Origin of the sequence: Variovorax ureilyticus, from assembly GCF_037889935.1 — a bacterium.
Classification (GTDB): domain Bacteria; phylum Pseudomonadota; class Gammaproteobacteria; order Burkholderiales; family Burkholderiaceae_C; genus Variovorax; species Variovorax ureilyticus.
This window is the reverse complement of the sequence record NZ_JBBKZU010000026.1, coordinates 1-21,137: the sequence shown is the minus strand read 5'-3', so window position 1 is coordinate 21,137 and position 21,137 is coordinate 1. Positions and strand designations below refer to the sequence as shown.

16 protein-coding genes and 2 tRNA genes are annotated in these 21,137 nt (G+C 64.4%); 1 reads left to right on the top strand and 17 read right to left on the bottom strand.

Annotated elements, in window-relative coordinates; translation table 11 throughout:
* The first annotated feature begins 1 nt into the window (after position 1).
* Positions 2-1,183 carry a phospholipase A gene (locus WKW77_RS32990; protein ID WP_340361111.1) on the top strand — a complete coding sequence of 394 codons (1,182 nt, stop codon included), beginning with the start codon at positions 2-4 and terminating at the stop codon, positions 1,181-1,183.
* A gap of 4 nt (positions 1,184-1,187) precedes the next feature.
* On the opposite strand, the gene WKW77_RS32985 is transcribed toward WKW77_RS32990, so the two are convergent.
* From WKW77_RS32985 to WKW77_RS32905, 17 genes are all read right to left on the bottom strand, one after another.
* On the bottom strand, positions 1,188-2,390 hold the full coding sequence (locus tag WKW77_RS32985; RefSeq protein WP_340361110.1) for an ammonium transporter: 1,203 nt from the start codon (positions 2,388-2,390) through the stop codon (positions 1,188-1,190).
* Between the two features lie 212 nt (positions 2,391-2,602).
* Positions 2,603-2,678, bottom strand: a tRNA-Phe gene (locus tag WKW77_RS32980).
* An 18-nt stretch (positions 2,679-2,696) separates the two neighbouring features.
* Positions 2,697-3,392, bottom strand: coding sequence for a response regulator (locus WKW77_RS32975; RefSeq protein WP_340361109.1), 696 nt, complete (start codon positions 3,390-3,392; stop codon positions 2,697-2,699).
* A 79-nt stretch (positions 3,393-3,471) separates the two neighbouring features.
* Positions 3,472-5,709: a sensor histidine kinase gene (locus WKW77_RS32970; protein WP_422823312.1), complete on the bottom strand. Its 2,238-nt coding sequence runs from the start codon at positions 5,707-5,709 to the stop codon at positions 3,472-3,474.
* An 83-nt stretch (positions 5,710-5,792) separates the two neighbouring features.
* The gene (locus WKW77_RS32965; protein ID WP_340361140.1) at positions 5,793-6,377 is read right to left on the bottom strand and encodes a DUF4390 domain-containing protein; all 585 of its coding nucleotides are present in this window, start codon (positions 6,375-6,377) and stop codon (positions 5,793-5,795) included.
* 34 nt (positions 6,378-6,411) lie between these two features.
* The gene (gene rsmB, locus WKW77_RS32960; protein WP_340361107.1) at positions 6,412-7,761 is read right to left on the bottom strand and encodes a 16S rRNA (cytosine(967)-C(5))-methyltransferase RsmB; all 1,350 of its coding nucleotides are present in this window, start codon (positions 7,759-7,761) and stop codon (positions 6,412-6,414) included.
* Between the two features lie 48 nt (positions 7,762-7,809).
* Positions 7,810-8,391: a LemA family protein gene (locus tag WKW77_RS32955; RefSeq protein WP_340361106.1), complete on the bottom strand. Its 582-nt coding sequence runs from the start codon at positions 8,389-8,391 to the stop codon at positions 7,810-7,812.
* A 96-nt stretch (positions 8,392-8,487) separates the two neighbouring features.
* Positions 8,488-12,723 carry a DNA-directed RNA polymerase subunit beta' gene (rpoC, locus tag WKW77_RS32950; RefSeq protein ID WP_340361105.1) on the bottom strand — a complete coding sequence of 1,412 codons (4,236 nt, stop codon included), beginning with the start codon at positions 12,721-12,723 and terminating at the stop codon, positions 8,488-8,490.
* A gap of 21 nt (positions 12,724-12,744) precedes the next feature.
* Positions 12,745-16,869 carry a DNA-directed RNA polymerase subunit beta gene (gene rpoB / locus WKW77_RS32945; protein ID WP_340361104.1) on the bottom strand — a complete coding sequence of 1,375 codons (4,125 nt, stop codon included), beginning with the start codon at positions 16,867-16,869 and terminating at the stop codon, positions 12,745-12,747.
* Between the two features lie 249 nt (positions 16,870-17,118).
* Positions 17,119-17,493 carry a 50S ribosomal protein L7/L12 gene (rplL, locus tag WKW77_RS32940; protein ID WP_340361103.1) on the bottom strand — a complete coding sequence of 125 codons (375 nt, stop codon included), beginning with the start codon at positions 17,491-17,493 and terminating at the stop codon, positions 17,119-17,121.
* A 43-nt stretch (positions 17,494-17,536) separates the two neighbouring features.
* Positions 17,537-18,070, bottom strand: coding sequence for a 50S ribosomal protein L10 (gene rplJ / locus WKW77_RS32935; RefSeq protein ID WP_340361102.1), 534 nt, complete (start codon positions 18,068-18,070; stop codon positions 17,537-17,539).
* A 250-nt stretch (positions 18,071-18,320) separates the two neighbouring features.
* The gene (rplA, locus tag WKW77_RS32930) at positions 18,321-19,019 is read right to left on the bottom strand and encodes a 50S ribosomal protein L1 (protein WP_340361101.1); all 699 of its coding nucleotides are present in this window, start codon (positions 19,017-19,019) and stop codon (positions 18,321-18,323) included.
* Positions 19,020-19,451, bottom strand: a complete 432-nt coding sequence (rplK, locus tag WKW77_RS32925) for a 50S ribosomal protein L11 (protein WP_028252759.1) — start codon at positions 19,449-19,451, stop codon at positions 19,020-19,022.
* 149 nt (positions 19,452-19,600) lie between these two features.
* Positions 19,601-20,197 (bottom strand): transcription termination/antitermination protein NusG, encoded by a 597-nt coding sequence (gene nusG / locus WKW77_RS32920; protein ID WP_340361100.1) that lies wholly within the window; start codon positions 20,195-20,197, stop codon positions 19,601-19,603.
* Positions 20,198-20,581 carry a preprotein translocase subunit SecE gene (gene secE, locus WKW77_RS32915; protein WP_340361099.1) on the bottom strand — a complete coding sequence of 128 codons (384 nt, stop codon included), beginning with the start codon at positions 20,579-20,581 and terminating at the stop codon, positions 20,198-20,200.
* 102 nt (positions 20,582-20,683) lie between these two features.
* Positions 20,684-20,759, bottom strand: a tRNA-Trp gene (locus tag WKW77_RS32910).
* Between the two features lie 14 nt (positions 20,760-20,773).
* On the bottom strand, positions 20,774-21,137 hold a 364-nt coding region (locus tag WKW77_RS32905; RefSeq protein ID WP_479694174.1), incomplete at its 5' end, for an EF-Tu C-terminal domain-related protein.

Genomic DNA, 21,137 nt, shown 5'->3' with positions numbered 1-21,137 from the left:
GATGAAGGTGGACGTTCGCATCCTCTCTTTCGTGACGCTCGTCGGCGGGCTCGGCGCAACCGGCGCGCAGGCGCAAGCCGTGGACGTGCCGCGCAGCCCGCTCGCCGACGCGCAACTCACCTGGCAGGAGTGCCAGCGGCTGACCGGCAACAACGAAGCACGTCTGGCCTGCTTCGACCGCTGGGCCCAACAGCAGTCGCTGCCCGCCGCAGCGGTGCCTCCGGCGCCGGCCGTGCTCGCCGAAACGCCGCCGCCGACGCCGGTCGACGCCAGCGTACCCGCAACACGCGTGATCTCGGTCGCCAAGACGGATGGCTGCCGCGATCGGCAATACAACTCGCTGTCGCGATTCTGGGAACTCGAAGCCGGCACCGACTGCGGCACCTTCGGCTTCCGCGGATACCGTCCCCTGAACGTTTCCCTCGGCGTGGCCGCGAACGACCCGGAAACCCCGACCTCGCCGGCGCCAGGCCGCGACGGCGTGGATCGCCCCTATCAGTCGCAGGACATGCGCATCGCTCTTTCATTTCGCACCAAGCTCGCGCACGGGCTGCTGACCCGCGACGATCCGGAGAAGAGGGACGCGCTGTGGTTCGGCTATACGCAGCAGTCGACCTGGCAGGTGTTCAACGAAGAGCTCTCGCGTCCGTTCCGCACCACCGACCACGAGCCGGAGTTCATGTACTCCTACCCCACCGACTACAAGCTGCCCGGCGGCTGGAGGATGCGCTACACCGGCCTGGGCCTGAACCACCAGTCGAACGGCCAGGACCTGCCGCTGTCGCGGAGCTGGAACCGCATCTACCTGATGGCAGGCGCCGACCTGGACGACCGCTACATCATCACGGGACGCATCTGGAAGCGCATTTCCGAAGCCGGCTCGGTGCACATCGATCCGGCCAAGGACGACAACCCGGACATCGAGGACTACATCGGGCGCGCCGAGATCAAGGGCATCTGGAACTTCGATCGCAACAACCAGTTCGCCGCCACCGTGCGCAACAACCTGCGACCGAGCGGCAAGGGCTCGATCCGCCTCGAATGGCTCAAGGCGATCGGCGACCCGGCGCACAGCAACCTGCGCTTCCACACGCAGCTCTTCTACGGCTACGGCGACACGCTGATCGACTACAACAAGAAGCGCACGGTCTTCATGGTGGGCGTGAGCCTGGTGGACTTCTGAGGGCCTACCAGGTCACCTCGCGCTCGGGCGTCGCCGAGATGCGGTGGATGGAGATGTCCGCGCCGTCGTACTCCTCCTCCGGGGTCAGCCGGATTCCCACAGTGGCCTTGAGCGTGCCGTAGACGACCGCGCCCGCCACCGCGGCCCAGGCGACGCCGATGACGACGCCGATCAACTGGGCGACGAGGCTGACGCCGCCGATACCGCCCAGCGCCTTGCTGCCGAAGATGCCCACCGCGAGCCCACCCCAGGTGCCACAGAGGCCGTGCAAGGGCCAGACGCCGAGAACGTCGTCTATCTTCCACTTGTTCTGCGTCAGCGTGAACATCGCGACGAACATCGCGCCGGCCACGCCGCCGACCGCCAGCGCGCCCAGCGGATGCATCACGTCGGAGCCGGCACAAATAGCCACCAGACCCGCCAGCGGCCCGTTGTAGGTGAAGCCCGGGTCGTTCCGCCCGAGCGCGAGTGCCGCGAGCGTGCCGCCCACCATCGCCATCAGCGAATTCACGGCGACGAGGCCGGAAATCTTGTCGAGGGTCTGCGCGCTCATCACGTTGAAGCCGAACCAGCCGACGCACAGCACCCAAGCTCCAAGGGCCAGGAAGGGAATGCTCGACGGCGGATGTGCGCTCAGCGAGCCATCGCCGCGGTAACGATTCCGGCGCGCGCCAAGGAGCAGCACTGCCGGGAAAGCCAGCCAGCCCCCCACTGCGTGCACGACGACCGAGCCCGCGAAATCGTGGAACTCGCTGCCGGTGACCGAGGCGATCCACGTTTGGATGCCGAAGGCCTTGTTCCACGCAATGCCCTCGTACAACGGATACACGAAGCCGACGATCACCGCAGTGGCGACGAGCTGCGGCCAGAACTTCGCGCGCTCCGCAATACCGCCGGAGATGATCGCGGGGATCGCCGCTGCAAATGTCAGCAGAAAGAAGAACCGCACCAGCTCGAAGCCGCTCTTTGCCGAGAGGGCTTCCGCGCTGACGAAGAAATGCGTGCCGTAGGCCACCCCGTACCCCACGAGGAAGTACACGACCGTCGAGACCGAGAAGTCGACGAGGATCTTGATCAGTGCATTGACCTGGTTCTTCTTGCGGACCGTGCCGAGCTCGAGAAAGGCGAAGCCGGCGTGCATGGCGAGAACCATGATGGCCCCAAGAAGGATGAAAAGCGCGTTCGCGCCCTGAGTTAGTGCGTCCATGAAGAGCTTGCGAGGGGAATTGTCTTGTTGTGGTGCGATTCGCCGTCTTTGTGCGAATGCCCGGCTTTCGCAAGCAAAAATGGTGCCGAAGGGGCTCGGATGTGGTGCCGCCTGCGCCACTTCATGGCGCCGCGCACCGAAACGTCGCGCGGGTTTGGTGCGCCAAAAGCGAAAAGCCCTCGAACTCTTTCGAATTCGAGGGCTTGATGATTTGGTGGCCTGGGGCGGAATCGAACCACCGACACGCGGATTTTCAATCCGCTGCTCTACCAACTGAGCTACCGGGCCTTGGTATGAAGCCCTCGATTATACAGTGCTTCTGCGCCCTCTCGAAAGGTCGACGCCAAGTTGCTTCAGTTTTCTGTAAAGGTGGGTGCGTTCGAGCCCCGTCTTTTCGGCGACGCGCGTCATGGAGCCGTTCTCCATCGCGAGATGGAACTCGAAGTAGGCTTTCTCGAAGCCGTCTCGCGCATCGCGCAGCGGACGATCGAGATCGAAGCTTTGGGTGGATTGCGGACCGGTCTCCACAGCGGCGGCCTGCGGCGCAGTCGGCACCAGGGCGCTTTCACCCACGGTCGTGACCACCGCGGAGAAACTGTTCGCTGGCGGCACCACGCTGGCGGCGGCGCGGCGCGCGCTTTCGCGCGCCAAGCCCTGCTCGACCGCTTTCAGGAGCTTCTGCAGCGTGATCGGCTTTTCGAGGAACGCGAATGCGCCGATGCGCGTGGCATCGACTGCCGTGTCGATGGTGGCATGGCCGCTCATCATCACCACGGGCATGCTCAACAGGCCTGCCGCCGACCATTCCTTCAACAGCGTCACGCCATCGGTATCGGGCATCCAGATGTCGAGCAGCACGAGATCGGGACGGGCCCGCTGTCGCGCGGCTCTGGCTTCGGCAGCGTTCTCGGCGAGTTCGACGTTGTGACCTTCGTCGTTGAGAATTTCAAAGAGCAGGTCTCGGATGCCCAGCTCGTCATCGACCACGAGGATGTTTGCCATGTCTTTGAGGTGTGCGCCGATGTTTATCTAGTTTGGTGATGTGCCCGAAGATTGAAGCAATGGCTCGCCTGCCGTGTGCTCAGGTCGCGGATGACTTGGAATCTTCTGTGTGAGTAACCGCTCCCTGCGGCCCCCCTGAAAGCGCAAATGATAACGAGACTTGTGCACCAACCACAGCCCCATCGACGACACGGTTCGAAAGTTCGATGCGCGCGCCGTGTTCGTCGGCGATCTTCTTGACGACCGCGAGTCCCAAGCCGGTGCCCTTCGCCTTGGTCGTGACGTAAGGCTCGAACGCGCGCTTGAGGATGTGTTCCGCGAAGCCGGCGCCGCTGTCCTGCACCGTCAGGCGCACGCGCTGGCCGGATTCCGCGAGCCGGGTGCGGATGACGACCTCGCCGGCATGGCCTGTCCGGCCGGCATTGGCCTCGGCCGCATCCTGGGCGTTCTGCAGGAGGTTGTGAATGACTTGCCGAATCTGCTGAGCGTCGGCACGGATCGTGGGGCAGCGCTCGTCAAGTTCCGGTCGCAGGGCGACCGAAGCGTTCTCCGCCGGGTAGAGATGGAGGATGTCGGTCACCAGCGCATTGATATCGACAGCCTTCAGGTCGGCCGCCGGCAGCCGCGCGTAGTCGCGGAACTCGTTGACGAGACGCTTCATGGCATCGACCTGGTCGACGATGGTCTTGACGGACTTGGTCAGTACGGTTTGCTCGGGCGCGGCAACCTTGCCGGACAGCTTCATCTCGAGCCGCTCGGCCGAGAGCTGGATCGGGGTCAGCGGATTCTTGATCTCGTGCGCGAGCCGTCGCGCGACTTCGCCCCAGGCCTGCGCGCGCTGCGCAGAGACGATTTCGGAAATGTCGTCGAACACCAGCAGCCGGGTCGCCCCGGGAAGCTCGGCGCCGCGGGCGACGATGTTGATCGTGTCTTCCACCATCGCGTCGCCGGAGGCGTGCAGTTCGAACGCATGCTGCCAATGGTCGAGGCCGTGTTGCAGGCGCTCCACCTCGAAGTCGTCGAACTGCTGCTGCACGCTTTGCGCGAAGTCCGCAAGACCGGGCACGTCGGACAGGCGCTGGCCTTCGTACGCCGCCAGCGGCGCGCGCAGAACGCGCGTGGCGCCCGGGTTGGTCGAGGCGATGACGCCGTCCGCGTGGAGCACGATCACGCCGGAGGTCAGGTTGTCGAGGATGGTCTGCAGGTTGGACCGCGCGGCATCCAGCTCGCCCATGGTCTTTTCGACCGCGCCGCGGGCCTCGGCGAGTTGCTGGGTCATGACGGCGAACGAACGGGTGAGGCCACCGAGTTCGTCCTTGCCTTGCAGCACGGCGGTCGGCCGCAGGTCGCCGCCGGCCACCTGGCGCACGCCGTCGGCCAGCACCAGGAGGGGTCGCGCAAGCTGGTTGCCGAAAAGCACGGCCAGGAGCACCGCGCCGAACACAGCCAGGAAAAGCGTCAGCGTGAGCGTGCCGATGTACATCCTGCGCAAGCCCTCGCGGGCGAGCGCTCGTTCCTGGTATTCGCGGTTGGCCTCCTGCACCGCCAGCGCGTTGGCGACCACGGCAGGTGGCAGGGGTTGCGTCACCTGCAGGAAGCGGGGCTCCGTGTTGAACTCGAAACCCTGCCGCTGCACGAGCGCGATCGCGCGGACACTCGCGGGTGGCGGCGCGGCGCCGCCTGGAGCGGGGATCTCGTCGAGGCCCTCGATGTGCGCGATGGCCCTGTCGGCGCGCACCTGCCGCAGTTGCTGCGAGGTTGGCCGCTCGGGGCTGAGCTGGAAGCGCGAGGTGCCGGCACCGGCGATGAGCTGGCCGCTGCTCGACCACAGCACGACATCGGTGGCCCCCAACTGGTCGCGGATCCGCTCCAGCACCAGGCCGGCGCCCGCATCCGACACGTTGGCCAGTTGCGTACCGGACGCCTTCGTCTTGTTCATGAGGTCTTCGGACAGCGAGTCCAGCGTGGCCCGCCCGAGGTTCAGACCCGCATCGAGCGCGCCTTCCACCTTGACGTCGAACCAGCTTTCGATGGACCGCGCCACGAACTGATAGGACACCACATACACCAGCATGCCCGGTACCACGCCCACCAGCGCAAAGATGGCTGCAAGCTTGACCAGCAGGCGGCTGCCGAACTTCCCCTGGCGCAGCCGGCTCAGCAGCCGGTAGGCGACCCATCCGATCACGAGGACGAGCACCACCGCCACGACCACGTTGATACCGAGCAGCCGCTCGTAGTTGCGCTCGTAGAACGCTCGATTGTTGGTCGCCTGCGCCAGCAGGAACATCAGCACGAGGCCGATGGCGGTGACCATCGCCGCACCGACGCCGACAGCCCAGCGAACCGCGCGCGAACGCCGCGCCGCCGGCGACTTGGAGCCGCCGCGCGATGCGATGCTCACTTCGCTTTCTCCAGCGGCAGACGGGCGCTTTTCTCGATGGCGATGTTCCAGTCAGGCTGGCCGCCGAGGCCACCGATCTGGAACTGGAACGGCCGCGGCAGCTGCGAGGTGTCGAGGCGGAAGCGGAACGTCACCGGGTGATCCTGCGCGTCGCCGATCTCGGACAGATCGCCCAGACGCATCCGGCCGACCCGCCGCACCCCATCCAGGGCGTCGGCGAGGGTGTCGAAGTTCTGGTTCAGCGAAACGCCGAACCCGGCATTGGTGATGGGCACGGGCGACACGTTCAGACGCCACCGCCGGCTGAGCGGCTGATAGGCGAGTCGCATGTGCCGCGCGGCTTGTGCGACTTTAAGGTCAGTCCAATACCAGCGTTCGCGGTAGACCTCGGCCTCGGCGACGAAATAGATCGCGATGCCCTTTTCCAGCACCTCCTCGACCAGCGTCGGCAGTTCGAACTGGACCTGGGCGGTGAGGTAGATCCCATCGTCCGCCTGCTCGAGCCGCATCTGGGTGACGGATGCGCCGTGCGGGTCGGCCTTTGCGGCGCCCGGAAACCATGCAAGACAGCAGGCGACCATCAGCAGCACGGCCAGCCGGGCCGCGAAGCATCGGTCAACCCTTCTGCTTTTCCAGCAGGGCGAAGAAGAAACCGTCGTGATCACCCAACGGATTGTCCGGGAGCCCACGCGCGTTTACCCCGATTCGAGGCAGCAAATGCCCCGGCGAAGGCAGTAAACGACCGTCTTTGTTGCGTGCAAAGAACGCCTCGATTTGGTGCGAACCCTCTTCCCTGAACACCGAGCAGGTGCAATACAGGAGGCGGCCGCCCGGTCGGACCAGAGGCCAGAGCGCCTGCAGCAGCATGGCTTGCTCCAGGGCCAATTGCTCGATATCGCTCTCGCGTCGCAGCCATCGCACGTCCGGATGGCGCCGGACGATTCCGGAGGCCGTGCACGGGGCGTCGAGCAGGATGGCGTCGAAGGGCACGCCGTCCCACCACTCGGCGGGTCGGGAAGCGTCGGCGACCACCACCTTGGCGCGCAGGCCGAGCCGCGAGAGCGTTTCATCGATGCGCCGGCTGCGCGCCGCATCGACTTCGAGGGCGGTGACTTCGATGTCACCAATGGCGGCCGATTCGAGGAGGTGCGCCGTCTTCCCGCCCGGTGCGGCGCAGGCGTCCAGCACACGAAGCGGCGCGCCACCACTGCGAAAACCGGTCATCAGAAGCGGCGCGGCGATCTGGGCGGCGGCGTCCTGCACCGAGCACTCACCCTCGGCAAAGCCAGGGAGTTGCTGCACCGGCCGCGCACGTGCCAGCTGGATGCCGCTTTCGCCGACGGGAAAGCCTTGCAGGCCAGCGTCGTTCAACTTGCGGAGGTAGCCGGCGACACTGCCTTTGCGGAGATTGACGCGAAGGGTCATGGGTGCCTGCGAATTGTCGGCAGTGAGCACACGCTGCCATTCGCGCGGGTGGTCGCGCTTCACGCGCTCGATCCACCAGCGCGGATGGTTCCACTGCGCGACCGGCTCGCGATCCGTGCTCGAGATCAGCTCTTCTCGATCCCGGAGGAAGCGCCGCAGGCACGCATTGATGAAGCTCGCCTGCGCGCGGGTCTCCGGATTGCGCTTGGCCGCTTCGACGGTCTGGTCGACCAGGGTGAACGGTTCGTAGGGCGAGCGCCCCGCGTCCCACGCCAGCGCGAGTGCGGTGCAAAGCAGCGCGTCCGCCGCGGGCGGCGGCGTGCGCTTGGCGAGTTGCCGGCGCAGCGCCTCGGCGCGTCCGAGCCAGCGCAGCGCCTGGAAGCCCAGGGCCTGGACGCCCGGGCGCAGCGAAGGCTCCACCGCCTCGAATGCGACGGCGCCCGAAACCCCCGTGCGGACCGAAGCCAGCGCGGCGGCGGTCAGGTGCAGCTGGCGCCACAGGGGCGGCGAAACAGAATTGGGATGGGAAAGGTCTGGCAAATCGGGTCGATGGTAATTGGGTGATGCGTCAGGCACGCAACACTGGGCTCAGCGCAGCGGGGCGGCTGCCTTGATCTGCATGATCCACGCCACCAGCACCGCCGGGAAGTCGGCGATCGCGGCGTTGTACTGGGCCACGGCGAGATTGAATTGCCCTCGGGCCATCTCGGCGGCCGCGGACGGTTCCGGCCAAGCGATGGGTGTCGAGACGTCCGCGCCTTCCACGTGACCCTCGAGCGACGCCGGCCGCGACAGGGTTCCGTCGGCGTCGAAGCTGACCACCGCATCGGGATGGAGGCTCTGCCAGGCCGCGAGCATGACGTGCATCGCCGTGCTCATCGCGGCCATGCCCGCCGGGTTCAATGGCCGAAGGCGCGTGGTCGCGAGCAGCGTCGAGAGCTGGTTGGCCGCAGCCCGCGCCGAAGCGCTGGGCGATTCGAGCGGCGTGGTGGACGGCTCCTCCTCGGCCACGCGGGCGAGCACGAAGTCGAGTTGCCGGACCAGCGCCGCATCGAGCACCGCATACGACTGCAGCGCGGCCGAACGCAGGCGCATCAGCCGGTTGTAGGCGCCCACGAACCAGAACAGCGCGATCGCACCGGCAATCCAGTATGGCAAGGATTCAGGCATGTCCGGCATCTAGTGCGCGCCCAATAAAAAGCCCCCGATCCGCGGGCGGAAAGGGGGCAGTTGGGGACCGGTCATGACCGGCGATGCTACTACCGCTTATTCGGTTGCAGCACCTTCGCCGGCGTCGACCGTCACCGTGGCATCGTCGGCCGCGGTGGAGCCGGACAGCTCTGCCGCTTCGGCTTCGGCGATGGCGCGGCGCTCGGCCTCGTCCATGGCGTCCTTCGCCTTGCGCGCCTGGTGGTACGCCATGCCGGTGCCTGCAGGAATCAGGCGGCCGACGATGACGTTTTCTTTCAGGCCGCGCAGTTCGTCGCGCTTGCCCATGATCGCGGCCTCGGTCAGCACGCGCGTCGTTTCCTGGAACGATGCGGCGCTGATGAAGCTGTCGGTCGAGAGCGAGGCCTTCGTGATACCCAGCAGCAGGTTGGTGTACGTCGCGGGGATCTTGTCAGCGGCGCGCAGGGCGTCGTTGGTGTTGAGCATCTCGCTGCGTTCGACCTGTTCACCGGCGATGTAGCTGGTGTCGCCCGGGTTCTCGACCACGACGCGGCGCAGCATCTGGCGAACGATCACCTCGATGTGCTTGTCGTTGATCTTCACACCCTGCAGTCGGTACACGTCCTGCACTTCGTCCACGATATAGCGCGCCAGTTCTTCGGACCCCAGCAGGCGCAGGATGTCCTGCGGATCGGCCGGGCCGTCGACGATCGACTCGCCCTTGTTCACCACCTGGCCTTCGTGCACCAGGATGTTCTTTTCCTTCGGCACGAGTTCTTCCCAGACCTTGCCTTCCGGATCGGTGATCTGCAGGCGGACCTTGCCCTTCGTTTCCTTGCCGAACGACACGGTGCCGGTCATCTCGGCCAGCATGCCCTTGTCCTTCGGCGAACGGGCTTCGAACAGCTCGGCCACGCGCGGCAGACCGCCGGTGATGTCGCGGGTCTTCTGGCCTTCGACCGGAATCCGCGCCAGCACTTCGCCGGGGCCCACGTCCTGGCCGTCGCGCACCTGGACCAGCGCGCCGATCGGGAAGCCGATCGTCACCGAGTGGTCGGTGCCGGGGATCTTCACCTCGGCGCCCGAGGCGTCGATCAGCTTCACCTGCGGACGCACGACCTTGGCTGCGCCGCGGCGCTTCGGATCGATCACGACCAGGGTCGACAGGCCCGTGACTTCGTCCACCTGCTTGGCGACCGTGAGGCCTTCCTCGACGTTCTCGAACTTCGTCTTGCCGGCGAATTCCGTGATGATCGGGCGCGTCAGCGGATCCCAGTTGGCCAGCACGTGGCCCGCCTTGATCTGCTGGTCGGCCTTCACCGTCAGCGTGGCGCCATAAGGCACCTTGTGGCGCTCGCGCTCGCGGCCGTGCTCGTCATGAATGACGATCTCGCCCGAGCGTGCAATCACCACCAGCTCGTTCTTGCTGTTGGTCACGTAGCGCATCGTGGCGTTGAAGCCGATCACGCCGTTGGACTTGGCTTCGACGCTCGAAGCGACGGCTGCACGCGATGCCGCACCACCGATGTGGAAGGTACGCATCGTCAGCTGCGTGCCCGGCTCGCCGATCGACTGCGCCGCGATCACGCCGACCGCTTCGCCGTTGTTGACGAGACCGCCGCGGCCCAGGTCGCGGCCGTAGCACTTGGCGCAGAGACCGAAGCGGGTCGCGCAGGTCAGCGCGGTGCGGACCTTGACCTCGTCGACGCCTTCGGCTTCGAGGGCCTCGATCGTGTCTTCGTCCAGCATGTCGCCGGCCTTCGCGAGCACCGCACGCGTTTCCGGGTGCAGCACGTCTTCCGCAGCCGTGCGGCCCAGGATACGTTCGCGCAGCGACTCGATCACTTCACCGCCTTCGACGATCGCGCGCATCACGGCGCCGTCCTGCGTGCCGCAGTCCTGTTCGATCACGACCAGATCCTGCGTCACGTCGACCAGACGGCGGGTCAGGTAACCCGAGTTCGCGGTCTTCAGCGCGGTGTCGGCCAGACCCTTACGGGCACCGTGGGTGGAGATGAAGTACTCCAACACGTTCAGGCCTTCGCGGAAGTTCGCGGTGATCGGCGTCTCGATGATCGAGCCGTCCGGCTTGGCCATCAGGCCCCGCATGCCGGCCACCTGACGGATCTGGGCGGCGGAACCGCGGGCGCCCGAGTCGGCCATCATGTAGATGGAGTTGAACGACTCCTGCTCCACTTCCTTGCCGTTGCGGTCCACGACCTTTTCCTTCGACAGCTTGGCCATCATGACCTTCGACACTTCGTCGCCGGCCTTGCCCCAGATGTCGACCACCTTGTTGTAGCGCTCGCCGGCGGTCACGAGACCGGAGACGTACTGCTGCTCGATCTCCTTCACTTCCTTGGCCGAGCGGTCGATGATGCCGTGCTTCTCCGAAGGCACGAGCATGTCGTCGATCGCGATCGAGATGCCGGCCTTGGTCGCGAGGCGGAAACCGTTCTGCAGCAGTTTGTCGGCGAAGACCACCGTCTCCTTCAGACCGCACTTGCGGAACGAAGCGTTGATGAGCTTGGAGATTTCCTTCTTCTTCAGCGCCTTGTTGATGTTCGAGAAAGCCAGGCCCTTCGGCAGGATCTCGGACAGCAGCGCGCGGCCCACGGTCGTATCGACGAGCGAGGTCGAGGGCGTGAACTCGCCCGTTTCCTTGTTCTTCGTGTACTCGGTGATGCGCACCGCGATCTTGGCGGTGAGCTCGACCACGCCGGCGTCGAGTGCGCGCTGCACTTCGCCGATGTCGGAGAACACCAGGCCTTCGCCCTTGCCGTTCACGCGATCGCGGGTCGTGTAGTACAGACCCAGCACCACGTCCTGCGACGGCACGATCGACGGTTCGCCGTTGGCCGGGAACAGCACGTTGTTGGAAGCCAGCATCAGCGTGCGGGCTTCCATCTGCGCTTCGACCGACAGCGGCACGTGGACGGCCATCTGGTCACCATCGAAGTCGGCATTGAACGCCGCGCAGACCAGCGGGTGCAGCTGGATCGCCTTGCCTTCGATCAGGATCGGCTCGAAGGCCTGGATGCCCAGTCGGTGCAGCGTCGGTGCGCGGTTCAGCATCACCGGGTGTTCCTTGATCACTTCTTCAAGGATGTCCCACACCACCGGCGTGCCGGATTCGACTTCCTTCTTCGCCGCCTTGATGGTGGTCGCGATGCCCATCGCTTCAAGGCGGGAGAAGATGAAGGGCTTGAACAGCTCGAGCGCCATCAGCTTCGGCAGGCCGCACTGGTGCAGCTTGAGCGTCGGGCCCACCACGATGACCGAACGGCCCGAGTAGTCGACGCGCTTGCCCAGCAGGTTCTGGCGGAAGCGGCCGCTCTTGCCCTTGATCATGTCGGCCAGCGACTTGAGCGCACGCTTGTTGGCGCCCGTCATGGCCTTGCCGCGACGGCCGTTGTCCAGCAGCGAATCGACCGCTTCCTGGAGCATCCGCTTCTCGTTGCGCGCGATGATTTCCGGCGCCTTCAGTTCGAGCAGACGACGCAGACGACTGTTGCGGTTGATCACACGTCTGTAGAGGTCGTTCAGGTCGGAGGTCGCGAAGCGGCCGCCGTCCAGCGGCACCAGCGGACGCAGGTCCGGCGGCAGCACGGGCAGCACGTCCAGCACCATCCACTCGGGCTTGATGCCCGACTTGCGGAAGGCTTCCAGCACCTTGAGGCGCTTGGAGTTCTTCTTGACCTTGACTTCGGAGCCGGTCAGGTCACCGCGGAGCTTCTCGATCTCGGTGTCGAGTTCGATGCCCATCAGCAGGTCCTTGATGCCTTCGGCGCCCATCTTGGCGATGAATTCATCGCCGTATTCCTTGCGCTTCGCGTCGTAGTCGTCCTCGGACATGATGCTGAACTTCTTCAGCGGAGTCATGCCGGGGTCGGTCACCACGTAGGCTTCGAAGTACAGCACGCGCTCGATGTCGCGCAGCGTCATGTCGAGCACGAGGCCCAGACGCGACGGCAGCGACTTCAGGAACCAGATGTGCGCGCAGGGCGCGGCCAGGTCGATGTGACCCATGCGCTCGCGGCGCACCTTGGTCTGCGTGACTTCGACGCCGCACTTCTCGCAGATCACGCCGCGGTGCTTGAGGCGCTTGTACTTGCCGCACAGGCACTCATAGTCCTTGATCGGGCCGAAGATCTTGGCGCAGAAGAGACCGTCGCGCTCGGGCTTGAATGTGCGGTAGTTGATGGTCTCGGGCTTCTTCACCTCGCCGAAAGACCACGAACGGATCTTCTCGGGCGAAGCCATGCCGATCTTGATGGCATCGAAATGCTCATCCGGGGTGAACTGCTTGAACAGGTCGAGTAGCGATTTCATAAGACTCTTTCCCCTTTTCGATTACGAACGCTCGAGCTCGATGTCGAGACCCAGCGAACGGATTTCCTTCACCAGCACGTTGAACGATTCCGGCATGCCGGCTTCGATCGAGTGCTCGCCCTTGACGATGCTTTCGTAGACCTTGGTGCGGCCTTGCACGTCGTCGGACTTCACGGTCAGCATTTCCTGCAGGACATAGGAAGCGCCGTAGGCTTCGAGCGCCCACACTTCCATTTCCCCGAAACGCTGGCCGCCGAACTGCGCCTTGCCGCCGAGCGGCTGCTGCGTGACCAGCGAGTACGGGCCGGTCGAGCGGGCGTGCATCTTGTCGTCCACCAGGTGGTGCAGCTTCAGGAAGTGCATGTAGCCGACCGTGACCGGACGCTCGAAACGCTCGCCGGTGCGGCCGTCGTACAGGTAGGCCTGCGTGCGGGTTTCGGTCAGGCCCTTGAGCTGGGCGATGTCATCCGGGTAGGCGAGCTTCAGCATGCCCCGGATTTCCTCCTCCGAGGCACCGTCGAACACCGGCGTCGCGAAAGGCACGCCCTGCGACAGGTTCTGCGCCATCTCGATCACATCGGTATCGGAGAGCGCGCTGAGCTCTTCCTTGCGGCCCGATCCGTTGTACAGGTCCTCGAAGAACTTGCGCAGCTCGGCCACCTTGGCCTCGGCCTGCAACAGGTCGCCGATGCGCTGGCCGACGCCCTTGGCGGCCCAGCCCAGATGCACTTCCAGCACCTGACCCACGTTCATCCGCGAAGGCACGCCCAGCGGGTTCAGGCAGATGTCGCACGGCGTGCCGTCGGCCATGTGCGGCATGTCTTCGACCGGAACGATCTTCGACACCACACCCTTGTTGCCGTGACGGCCGGCCATCTTGTCGCCGGGCTGCAGGCGGCGCTTGACGGCCAGGTAGACCTTGACCATCTTGAGCACGCCCGCGGGCAGCTCGTCGCCCTGCGTGAGCTTCTTGCGCTTTTCTTCGAACGCGAGGTCGAAGCTGTGGCGGGTCTGCTCCAGCGAGTTCTTGATCGACTCGAGCTGCAAGGCCACCTCGTCTTCCGCCGGGCGGATGTCGAACCAGTGGAACTTCTCGATCGACGAGAGATACGCCTTGTCGAGCTTGGTGCCCTTGGCCAGCTTGTTCGGACCGCCGTTGGCGACCCGGCCCGTCAGCAGCTTCTCGATCCGGTCGAACGCGTCGGCTTCGACGATGCGAAGCTGGTCGTTCAGGTCGAGGCGGAAGCGCTTGAGTTCATCGTCGATGATCTGCTGGGCGCGCTTGTCGCGCGTGATGCCTTCGCGGGTGAACACCTGCACGTCGATCACGGTGCCTTGCGAGCCCTGGTCGACGCGCAGCGAAGTGTCCTTCACGTCCGAAGCCTTCTCGCCGAAGATGGCGCGCAGCAGCTTTTCTTCCGGCGTCAGCGTGGTCTCGCCCTTCGGCGTGACCTTGCCCACCAGCGTGTCGCCCGGCTGCACTTCGGCGCCGACGTAGATGATCCCGGATTCGTCCAGGCGGTTGAGCTGCTGCTCGGCCAGGTTCGGGATGTCGCGCGTAATTTCTTCCGCGCCCAGCTTGGTGTCGCGGGCCATCACCACCAGTTCCTCGATGTGGATCGAGGTGTAGCGGTCCTCGGCAACGACGCGCTCGCTGATCAGGATCGAGTCTTCGAAGTTGTAGCCGTTCCAGGGCATGAAGCCGATCAGCATGTTCTGGCCGAGCGCGAGCTCGCCCAGGTCGGTCGATGCGCCGTCGGCGATGACGTCACCCTTGGCGATCTTGTCGCCGCGCTTGACGATCGGACGCTGGTGGATGTTCGTGTTCTGGTTCGAACGCTGATACTTGATCAGGTTGTAGATGTCCACGCCGACTTCACCGGCGGCCGCTTCCGCGTCGTTCACGCGCACCACGATGCGGGTCGCGTCGACGTAGTCGACAACGCCACCGCGGGTCGCGGTCACGACGGTGCCCGAGTCGACCGCGGAAACGCGCTCGATGCCGGTGCCGACGAACGGCTTTTCGGGACGCAGCACCGGCACCGCCTGACGCTGCATGTTGGCGCCCATCAGCGCGCGGTTCGCGTCGTCGTGCTCCAGGAACGGAACGAGCGACGCGGCCACCGACACGATCTGCGCGGGCGACACGTCCATGTACTGGACGCGCTCCGCGCTCACCAGGATCGATTCGCCGGTTTCACGGGCAGACACGAGGTCGCCGGTCAGCCGGCCTTCCTTGTCGAGCGCGGCGTTGGCCTGCGCGATCACGTACTTGCCTTCCTCGATGGCCGACAGGTAGTCGATCTCGTTCGTGACCTTGCTGTCCACCACGCGGCGATACGGCGTCTCGATGAAGCCGTATTCGTTGAGACGGGCATACAGAGCCAGCGAGTTGATCAGGCCGATGTTCGGGCCTTCAGGCGTTTCGATCGGGCACACGCGGCCGTAGTGCGTGACATGCACGTCGCGCACTTCGAAGCCGGCACGCTCGCGCGTCAGACCGCCCGGGCCAAGAGCCGAGACGCGACGCTTGTGCGTGATCTCGGACAGCGGGTTCGTCTGGTCCATGAACTGCGACAGCTGCGAGGCGCCGAAGAATTCCTTCAACGCGGCCGAGATCGGCTTGCTGTTGATCAGGTCGTGCGGCATCAGCGGCTCTTGCTCAGCCTGGCCCAGACGCTCCTTCACGGCCTTCTCGATCCGTGCGAGACCGGTGCGGTACTGGTTCTCTGCGAGTTCGCCGACGCAACGCACGCGGCGGTTGCCGAGGTGGTCGATGTCGTCGACTTCGCCGCGGCCGTTGCGCAGGTCGACGAGGATCTTGACCACGGCCAGGATGTCCTCGTTGGTCAGCACCATCGGGCCGGTCGATTCGTCGCGGCCGACCTTGGCGTTGAACTTCATGCGGCCGACGCGCGACAGGTCGTAGGTGTCGGGGTTGTAGAACAGACGCTGGAACAGGGCCTGCACCGCGTCTTCCGTCGGCGGTTCGCCGGGGCGCATCATGCGGTAGATGGCCACGCGTGCGGCGAATTCATCCACGGTTTCGTCGATGCGCAGGGTCTGCGAGATGTACGCACCCTGGTCGAGCTCGTTCGTGTAGATGCACTGGAGCTCTTGAACGCCAGCCGAACGCAGCTTCTTCAGCAGCGTTTCGGTCAGCTCGTCGTTGGCCTTGGCCAGGATTTCGCCCGAGTCCGGATCGACGATGTTGCGAGCGACCACGCGGCCGATCAGGAAGTCTTCCGGCACGCTGATGTGCGTCGTGCCCGACTGCTCAAGCTCGCGCGTGTGGCGCGCCGTGACGCGCTTGTCCTTGGCGACCACGACCTTGCCCGACTTGTCGGTGATGTCGAAGCGCGCCACTTCGCCACGCAGGCGCTCGGAGACGAACTCCATCTGCGCGCCGCTGTCCATGAGGCGGAAGTTGTCGTTGACGAAGAAGTTCGCGAGGATCGATTCCGGGTTCAGGCCGATCGCCTTCAGCAGGATCGTGACCGGCATCTTGCGGCGACGGTCGACGCGGAAGTACAGCATGTCCTTCGGGTCGAACTCGAAGTCGAGCCACGAGCCGCGGTAGGGAATCACGCGGGCCGAGAACAACAGCTTGCCCGAGCTGTGCGTCTTGCCCTTGTCGTGCTCGAAGAACACGCCCGGCGAACGGTGGAGCTGCGACACGATGACGCGCTCGGTACCGTTGATGATGAACGAGCCCTTGTCCGTCATGAGCGGCACTTCGCCCATGTAGACCTCCTGCTCCTTGACTTCCTTGACCACCTTCGACTGCGGCGTCGACGACTCGCGGTCATAGATGATCAGCTGCACCTTGGCGCGAACGGCCGAAGCGAAGGTCAGGCCACGGGTCTGGCACTCGCGCACATCGAAGGCCGGCTTGGCCAGGTTGTACTCGAGGAACTTCATCTCGACGAAACCGTTGTGCGAGACGATCGGGAACGCTGCGTGGAATGCGGCCTGCAGACCTTCCACGGTCCGCTTCTGGGGCGCGACACCCGCTTGCAGGAACGCGGTGTACGCGTCTTTTTGCATCTGCAGCAGGTAGGGGATTTCGACGACGCTGTCGCGGCTGCCGAAATTCTTTCGGATGCGCTTGCGTTCGGTGTAACTGTACGTGGACGTTTGGGCCATGAGAGCTCCGGTGCTTGAGATCTTCAGCGACTTGTCAGCCGCGCTTTCGCGCCGCTGCTTGGCGGCTGGCCACTACCAGCCGTTGGCGGACAGTGATGCGTTGCACATCACCCGAACCAAGGGGTCTTCTGTAGTCGGGGTCAGAAGACACTCAAAAATCGCTGGGGGAAGGCGACTTTTGAGTGCGCTCTGAAAGCGGCAAAGGCTGGAGGGCCTTTCGGCACACTCCAGCCCTCCAGGGAGACCGAATTACTTCAGTTCCACCTTGGCGCCAGCGTCTTCCAGCTTCTTCTTGGCGGCTTCGGCGTCTGCCTTCGGCAGCGCTTCCTTGACGGCCTTCGGAGCGGCTTCCACGAGGTCCTTGGCTTCCTTGAGGCCCAGGCCGGTGATTTCGCGCACGGCCTTGATCGCCGACACCTTGTTCGCGCCTGCGTCGAGCAGAACGACGTTGAACTCGGTCTTCTCTTCAGCGGCAGGGGCGGCGGCGCCACCGGCAGCAGCCGGAGCAGCCATCGCAGCGGCGCTCACGCCGAACTTCTCTTCGATGGCTTTCACCAGGTCGTTGAGTTCGAGGACCGTCATGCTGTCGAGCGCGGTCAGAAATGCGTCTTTATCGAATGCCATTTTTGTTTCCTAACAATTGGGTTGAATTTTTCAAACGCAAGGCTCAGGCGGCCTGCGCTTCTGCGGCGGGAGCTTCCGCCTGTGCGTCGCCACCACCACGCTTCTCGGCGAGCGCGGCCAGGACACGGGCCGTGCGCGAGATCGGGGATTGCATCAAGCCCAGCAACTGGGACAGCAACACTTCCTTCGAAGGAATGTTGGCCAATTGCTTCACGCCGTCGACGTCCAGGGCCTTGCCACCGAATGCGCCGCCGCGAATCACCAACTTGTCGTTGGTCTTCGCGAAATCGGCCACCACCTTCGCGGCAGCCACGGCGTCTTCGGAGAAGCCATAGATCAGCGGGCCGGTCATCTGGTCGCCGACGACCTCGAACGCGCTGCCAGCGACAGCACGGCGGGCCAGCGTGTTCTTCAACACGCTGAGGCTCACGCCCTTGCTGCGCGCTTCGGTGCGCAGTTTGGTCATATCGGCAACCGTGATGCCACGGTATTCCGCCATCACGAGCGTTTGAGCTTTTGCGGCGAGGCTGGTCACTTCATTGATGACCGCTTCTTTCTCACTGCGATTCAGACTCAAGGTCTACTCCTTTTCAATGCGCCCCTCGACTGGAGTCTCGGAGCGCGCTTCATGCAGCGACCAACTGTTCGGGAAACGAGTTCCTTTGCAGCGGGATCGCCATCTGCGCTGGCCGCGACACCAGGGTGAAGCGATTAAGTACGAGGACTCCCGTACGCCAGCGGTCTTGGATGGCCCGAAGCCGCTTCGAGCAGCTTCGACCCACCACATCGCCCGACGACCTTTTGAAGGGTCGCCAGGCAAATTCACATCAGCCTTGGGCGATGGTCTGCGTGTCCACGCGGACACCCACACCCATCGTCGAGGACACCGCGACCTTGCGCAGGTACACGCCCTTGCTCGAAGCCGGCTTGGCCTTGACCAGCGCTTCGATCAGCGCGGCGAGGTTGCCTTGCAGCTTGTCGTTCTCGAACGAGCGACGGCCGATGGTGCCGTGGACGATCCCCGCCTTGTCGACGCGGAACTGCACCTGACCCGCCTTGGCGTTCTTGACCGCCGTTGCGACGTCGGGCGTCACGGTACCGACCTTGGGGTTCGGCATGAGGCCACGCGGACCGAGGATCTGACCCAGCGTACCGACGACACGCATGGCGTCAGGTGCAGCGATCACGACGTCGAAGGGCATGTCGCCCGCCTTCACCTGCGCGGCGAGGTCGTCCATGCCGACGATGTCGGCGCCGGCGGCCTTGGCTTCCTCGGCCTTGGCGCCCTGGGCGAACACTGCAACGCGCTTGGTCTTGCCGGTGCCGTTCGGCATCACGACGGCGCCGCGCACCACCTGGTCGGACTTCTTGGCGTCGATGCCGAGTTGCACCGCGACGTCGATCGACTCGTCGAACTTCGCCGTCGCGGCCTCCTTCACGATGCCGAGCGCATCAGCCAGCGCATAGAGCTTGCTGCTGTCGACCTTGCCCGCGAGGGCTTTTTGCTTCTTGGTGATCTTGGCCATTTACACGCCCTCCACATTCACGCCCATCGAGCGGGCCGAACCGGCGATGGTACGGACTGCGGCGTCCAGATCGGCCGCGGTCAGATCCTTCATCTTGGTCTTGGCGATTTCTTCGAGCTGTGCGCGCGTGATCTTGCCGACCTTGTCGGTGTGCGGACGTGCGGAGCCCTTCTCGAGCTTGATCGCCTTCTTGATCAGCGTGATCGCCGGCGGCGTCTTGATGATGAAGGTGAAGCTCTTGTCGGCGAACGCGGTGATGACCACCGGCAGCGGCAGACCCGGCTCGACGCCTTGGGTCTGCGCGTTGAACGCCTTGCAGAATTCCATGATGTTCAGACCGCGCTGGCCCAGAGCGGGACCGATCGGCGGCGACGGATTGGCCTTACCAGCTGGCACTTGCAGCTTGATGAAGCCGACGATTTTTTTCGCCATGCTTTTCTCCTTGCGGGTATTGACGCCTTGGCCGTCTCGGCCTCAGCTCCCCGGGGTTGACGACTCTTTCAAAACAGATTCACGCCGAGTCGGAGGAGCGTGAATCACAAAAGTTCAAGGCCAGGGCGCCCGGCCTTGTTCCGGTCCGCTCAGGTCTTCTCGACCTGCGCGAACTCCAGTTCAACCGGGGTGGCACGTCCGAAAATCATGACGGACACGCGAACCTTGTTCTTCTCGTAGTTGACTTCCTCGACTGTGCCGTTGAAGTCGGTGAACGGGCCTTCCTTGACGCGCACGAACTCGCCGACGACGAATTCGACCTTGTGGCGCGGCTTCTCGGTGCCCTGCTGCATCTGGCTGACGATGTCCTCGACTTCCTTCTGCGAGATCGGAGCAGGGCGATTCTTCGCGCCGCCAACGAACCCCGTCACCTTGTTGGTGTGCTTCACCAGGTGCCAGCTCTCGTCGTCCATGATCATTTCGACCAGGACGTAACCCGGGAAGAAGCGACGCTCGGTCGTCCGCTTCTGGCCGTTCTTGACCTCGACCACTTCTTCAGTCGGAACGAGGATTCGGCCAAACTTGCCCTGCATTCCGGCGCGCGTGATGCGCTCCGTGATGTTTCGCTCCACGGCCTTTTCCATGCCGGAATACGCGTGCACCACATACCAGCGGAAGTCCGGGTTGGCGGCCGGAGCCAGCACATGCCCACCCTCCGGTGCAACGTCGATGGCATCGTCAGTCATTTACTTTCTCCAGCCCAGAATGAGATCAAAAAACACCCATTCGAGCGTCTTGTCGGTGAGCCAGAGGAAGATCGACATGATCGCCACGAAGGCAAACACATACGCCGTCATCTGGATCGCCTCTTTGCGGGTCGGCCAGACCACCTTCTTGACTTCACGCCAAGAGTCGCGGCCGAATGCCCACAATTGACGGCCACTCTCAGAGCTCGCAAACACCCCGACAGCGGCAGCAAGACCGACCAGCAAGGCTCCCCACTGCACCACCGCACCCTGACGGGTCAGCAGATAGAACGCAGCAAGGGCAACCACGACCAAGACGGCCGCCGTCGCCAACTTGGCCTTGTCAGCACTGGTGCTTACGGTTTCGATTTGAGAAGAAGCCATCTTGGGCACTATTCCTGAAGCCTTTCGGCTTCCATTTCAATGCGTCTTCTGAGACGCCGAAGCCCGTCAGGGCGTGACGGGCTTTCTGGGACCACCCTCAGGTGGCAGGGGCAGTAGGAATCGAACCTACAACCTTCGGTTTTGGAGACCGACGCTCTGCCAATTGAGCTATACCCCTCCGCGATTCCTAGATCAGATGTCGAGGATCTTGGCGACGACGCCCGAACCCACGGTGCGGCCGCCTTCGCGGATCGCGAAGCGCAGACCTTCTTCCATGGCGATCGGAGCGATCAGCTTGACCGTGATCGACACGTTGTCGCCGGGCATGACCATTTCCTTGTCCTTGGGCAGCTCGATCGAGCCGGTCACGTCGGTCGTGCGGAAGTAGAACTGCGGGCGGTAGTTGTTGAAGAACGGCGTGTGACGGCCACCTTCGTCCTTGGAGAGCACATACACCTCGGCGGTGAAGTGCGTGTGCGGCTTGATCGAGCCGGGCTTGCACAGCACCTGGCCGCGCTCGACTTCTTCGCGCTTCGTGCCGCGCAGCAGCACGCCC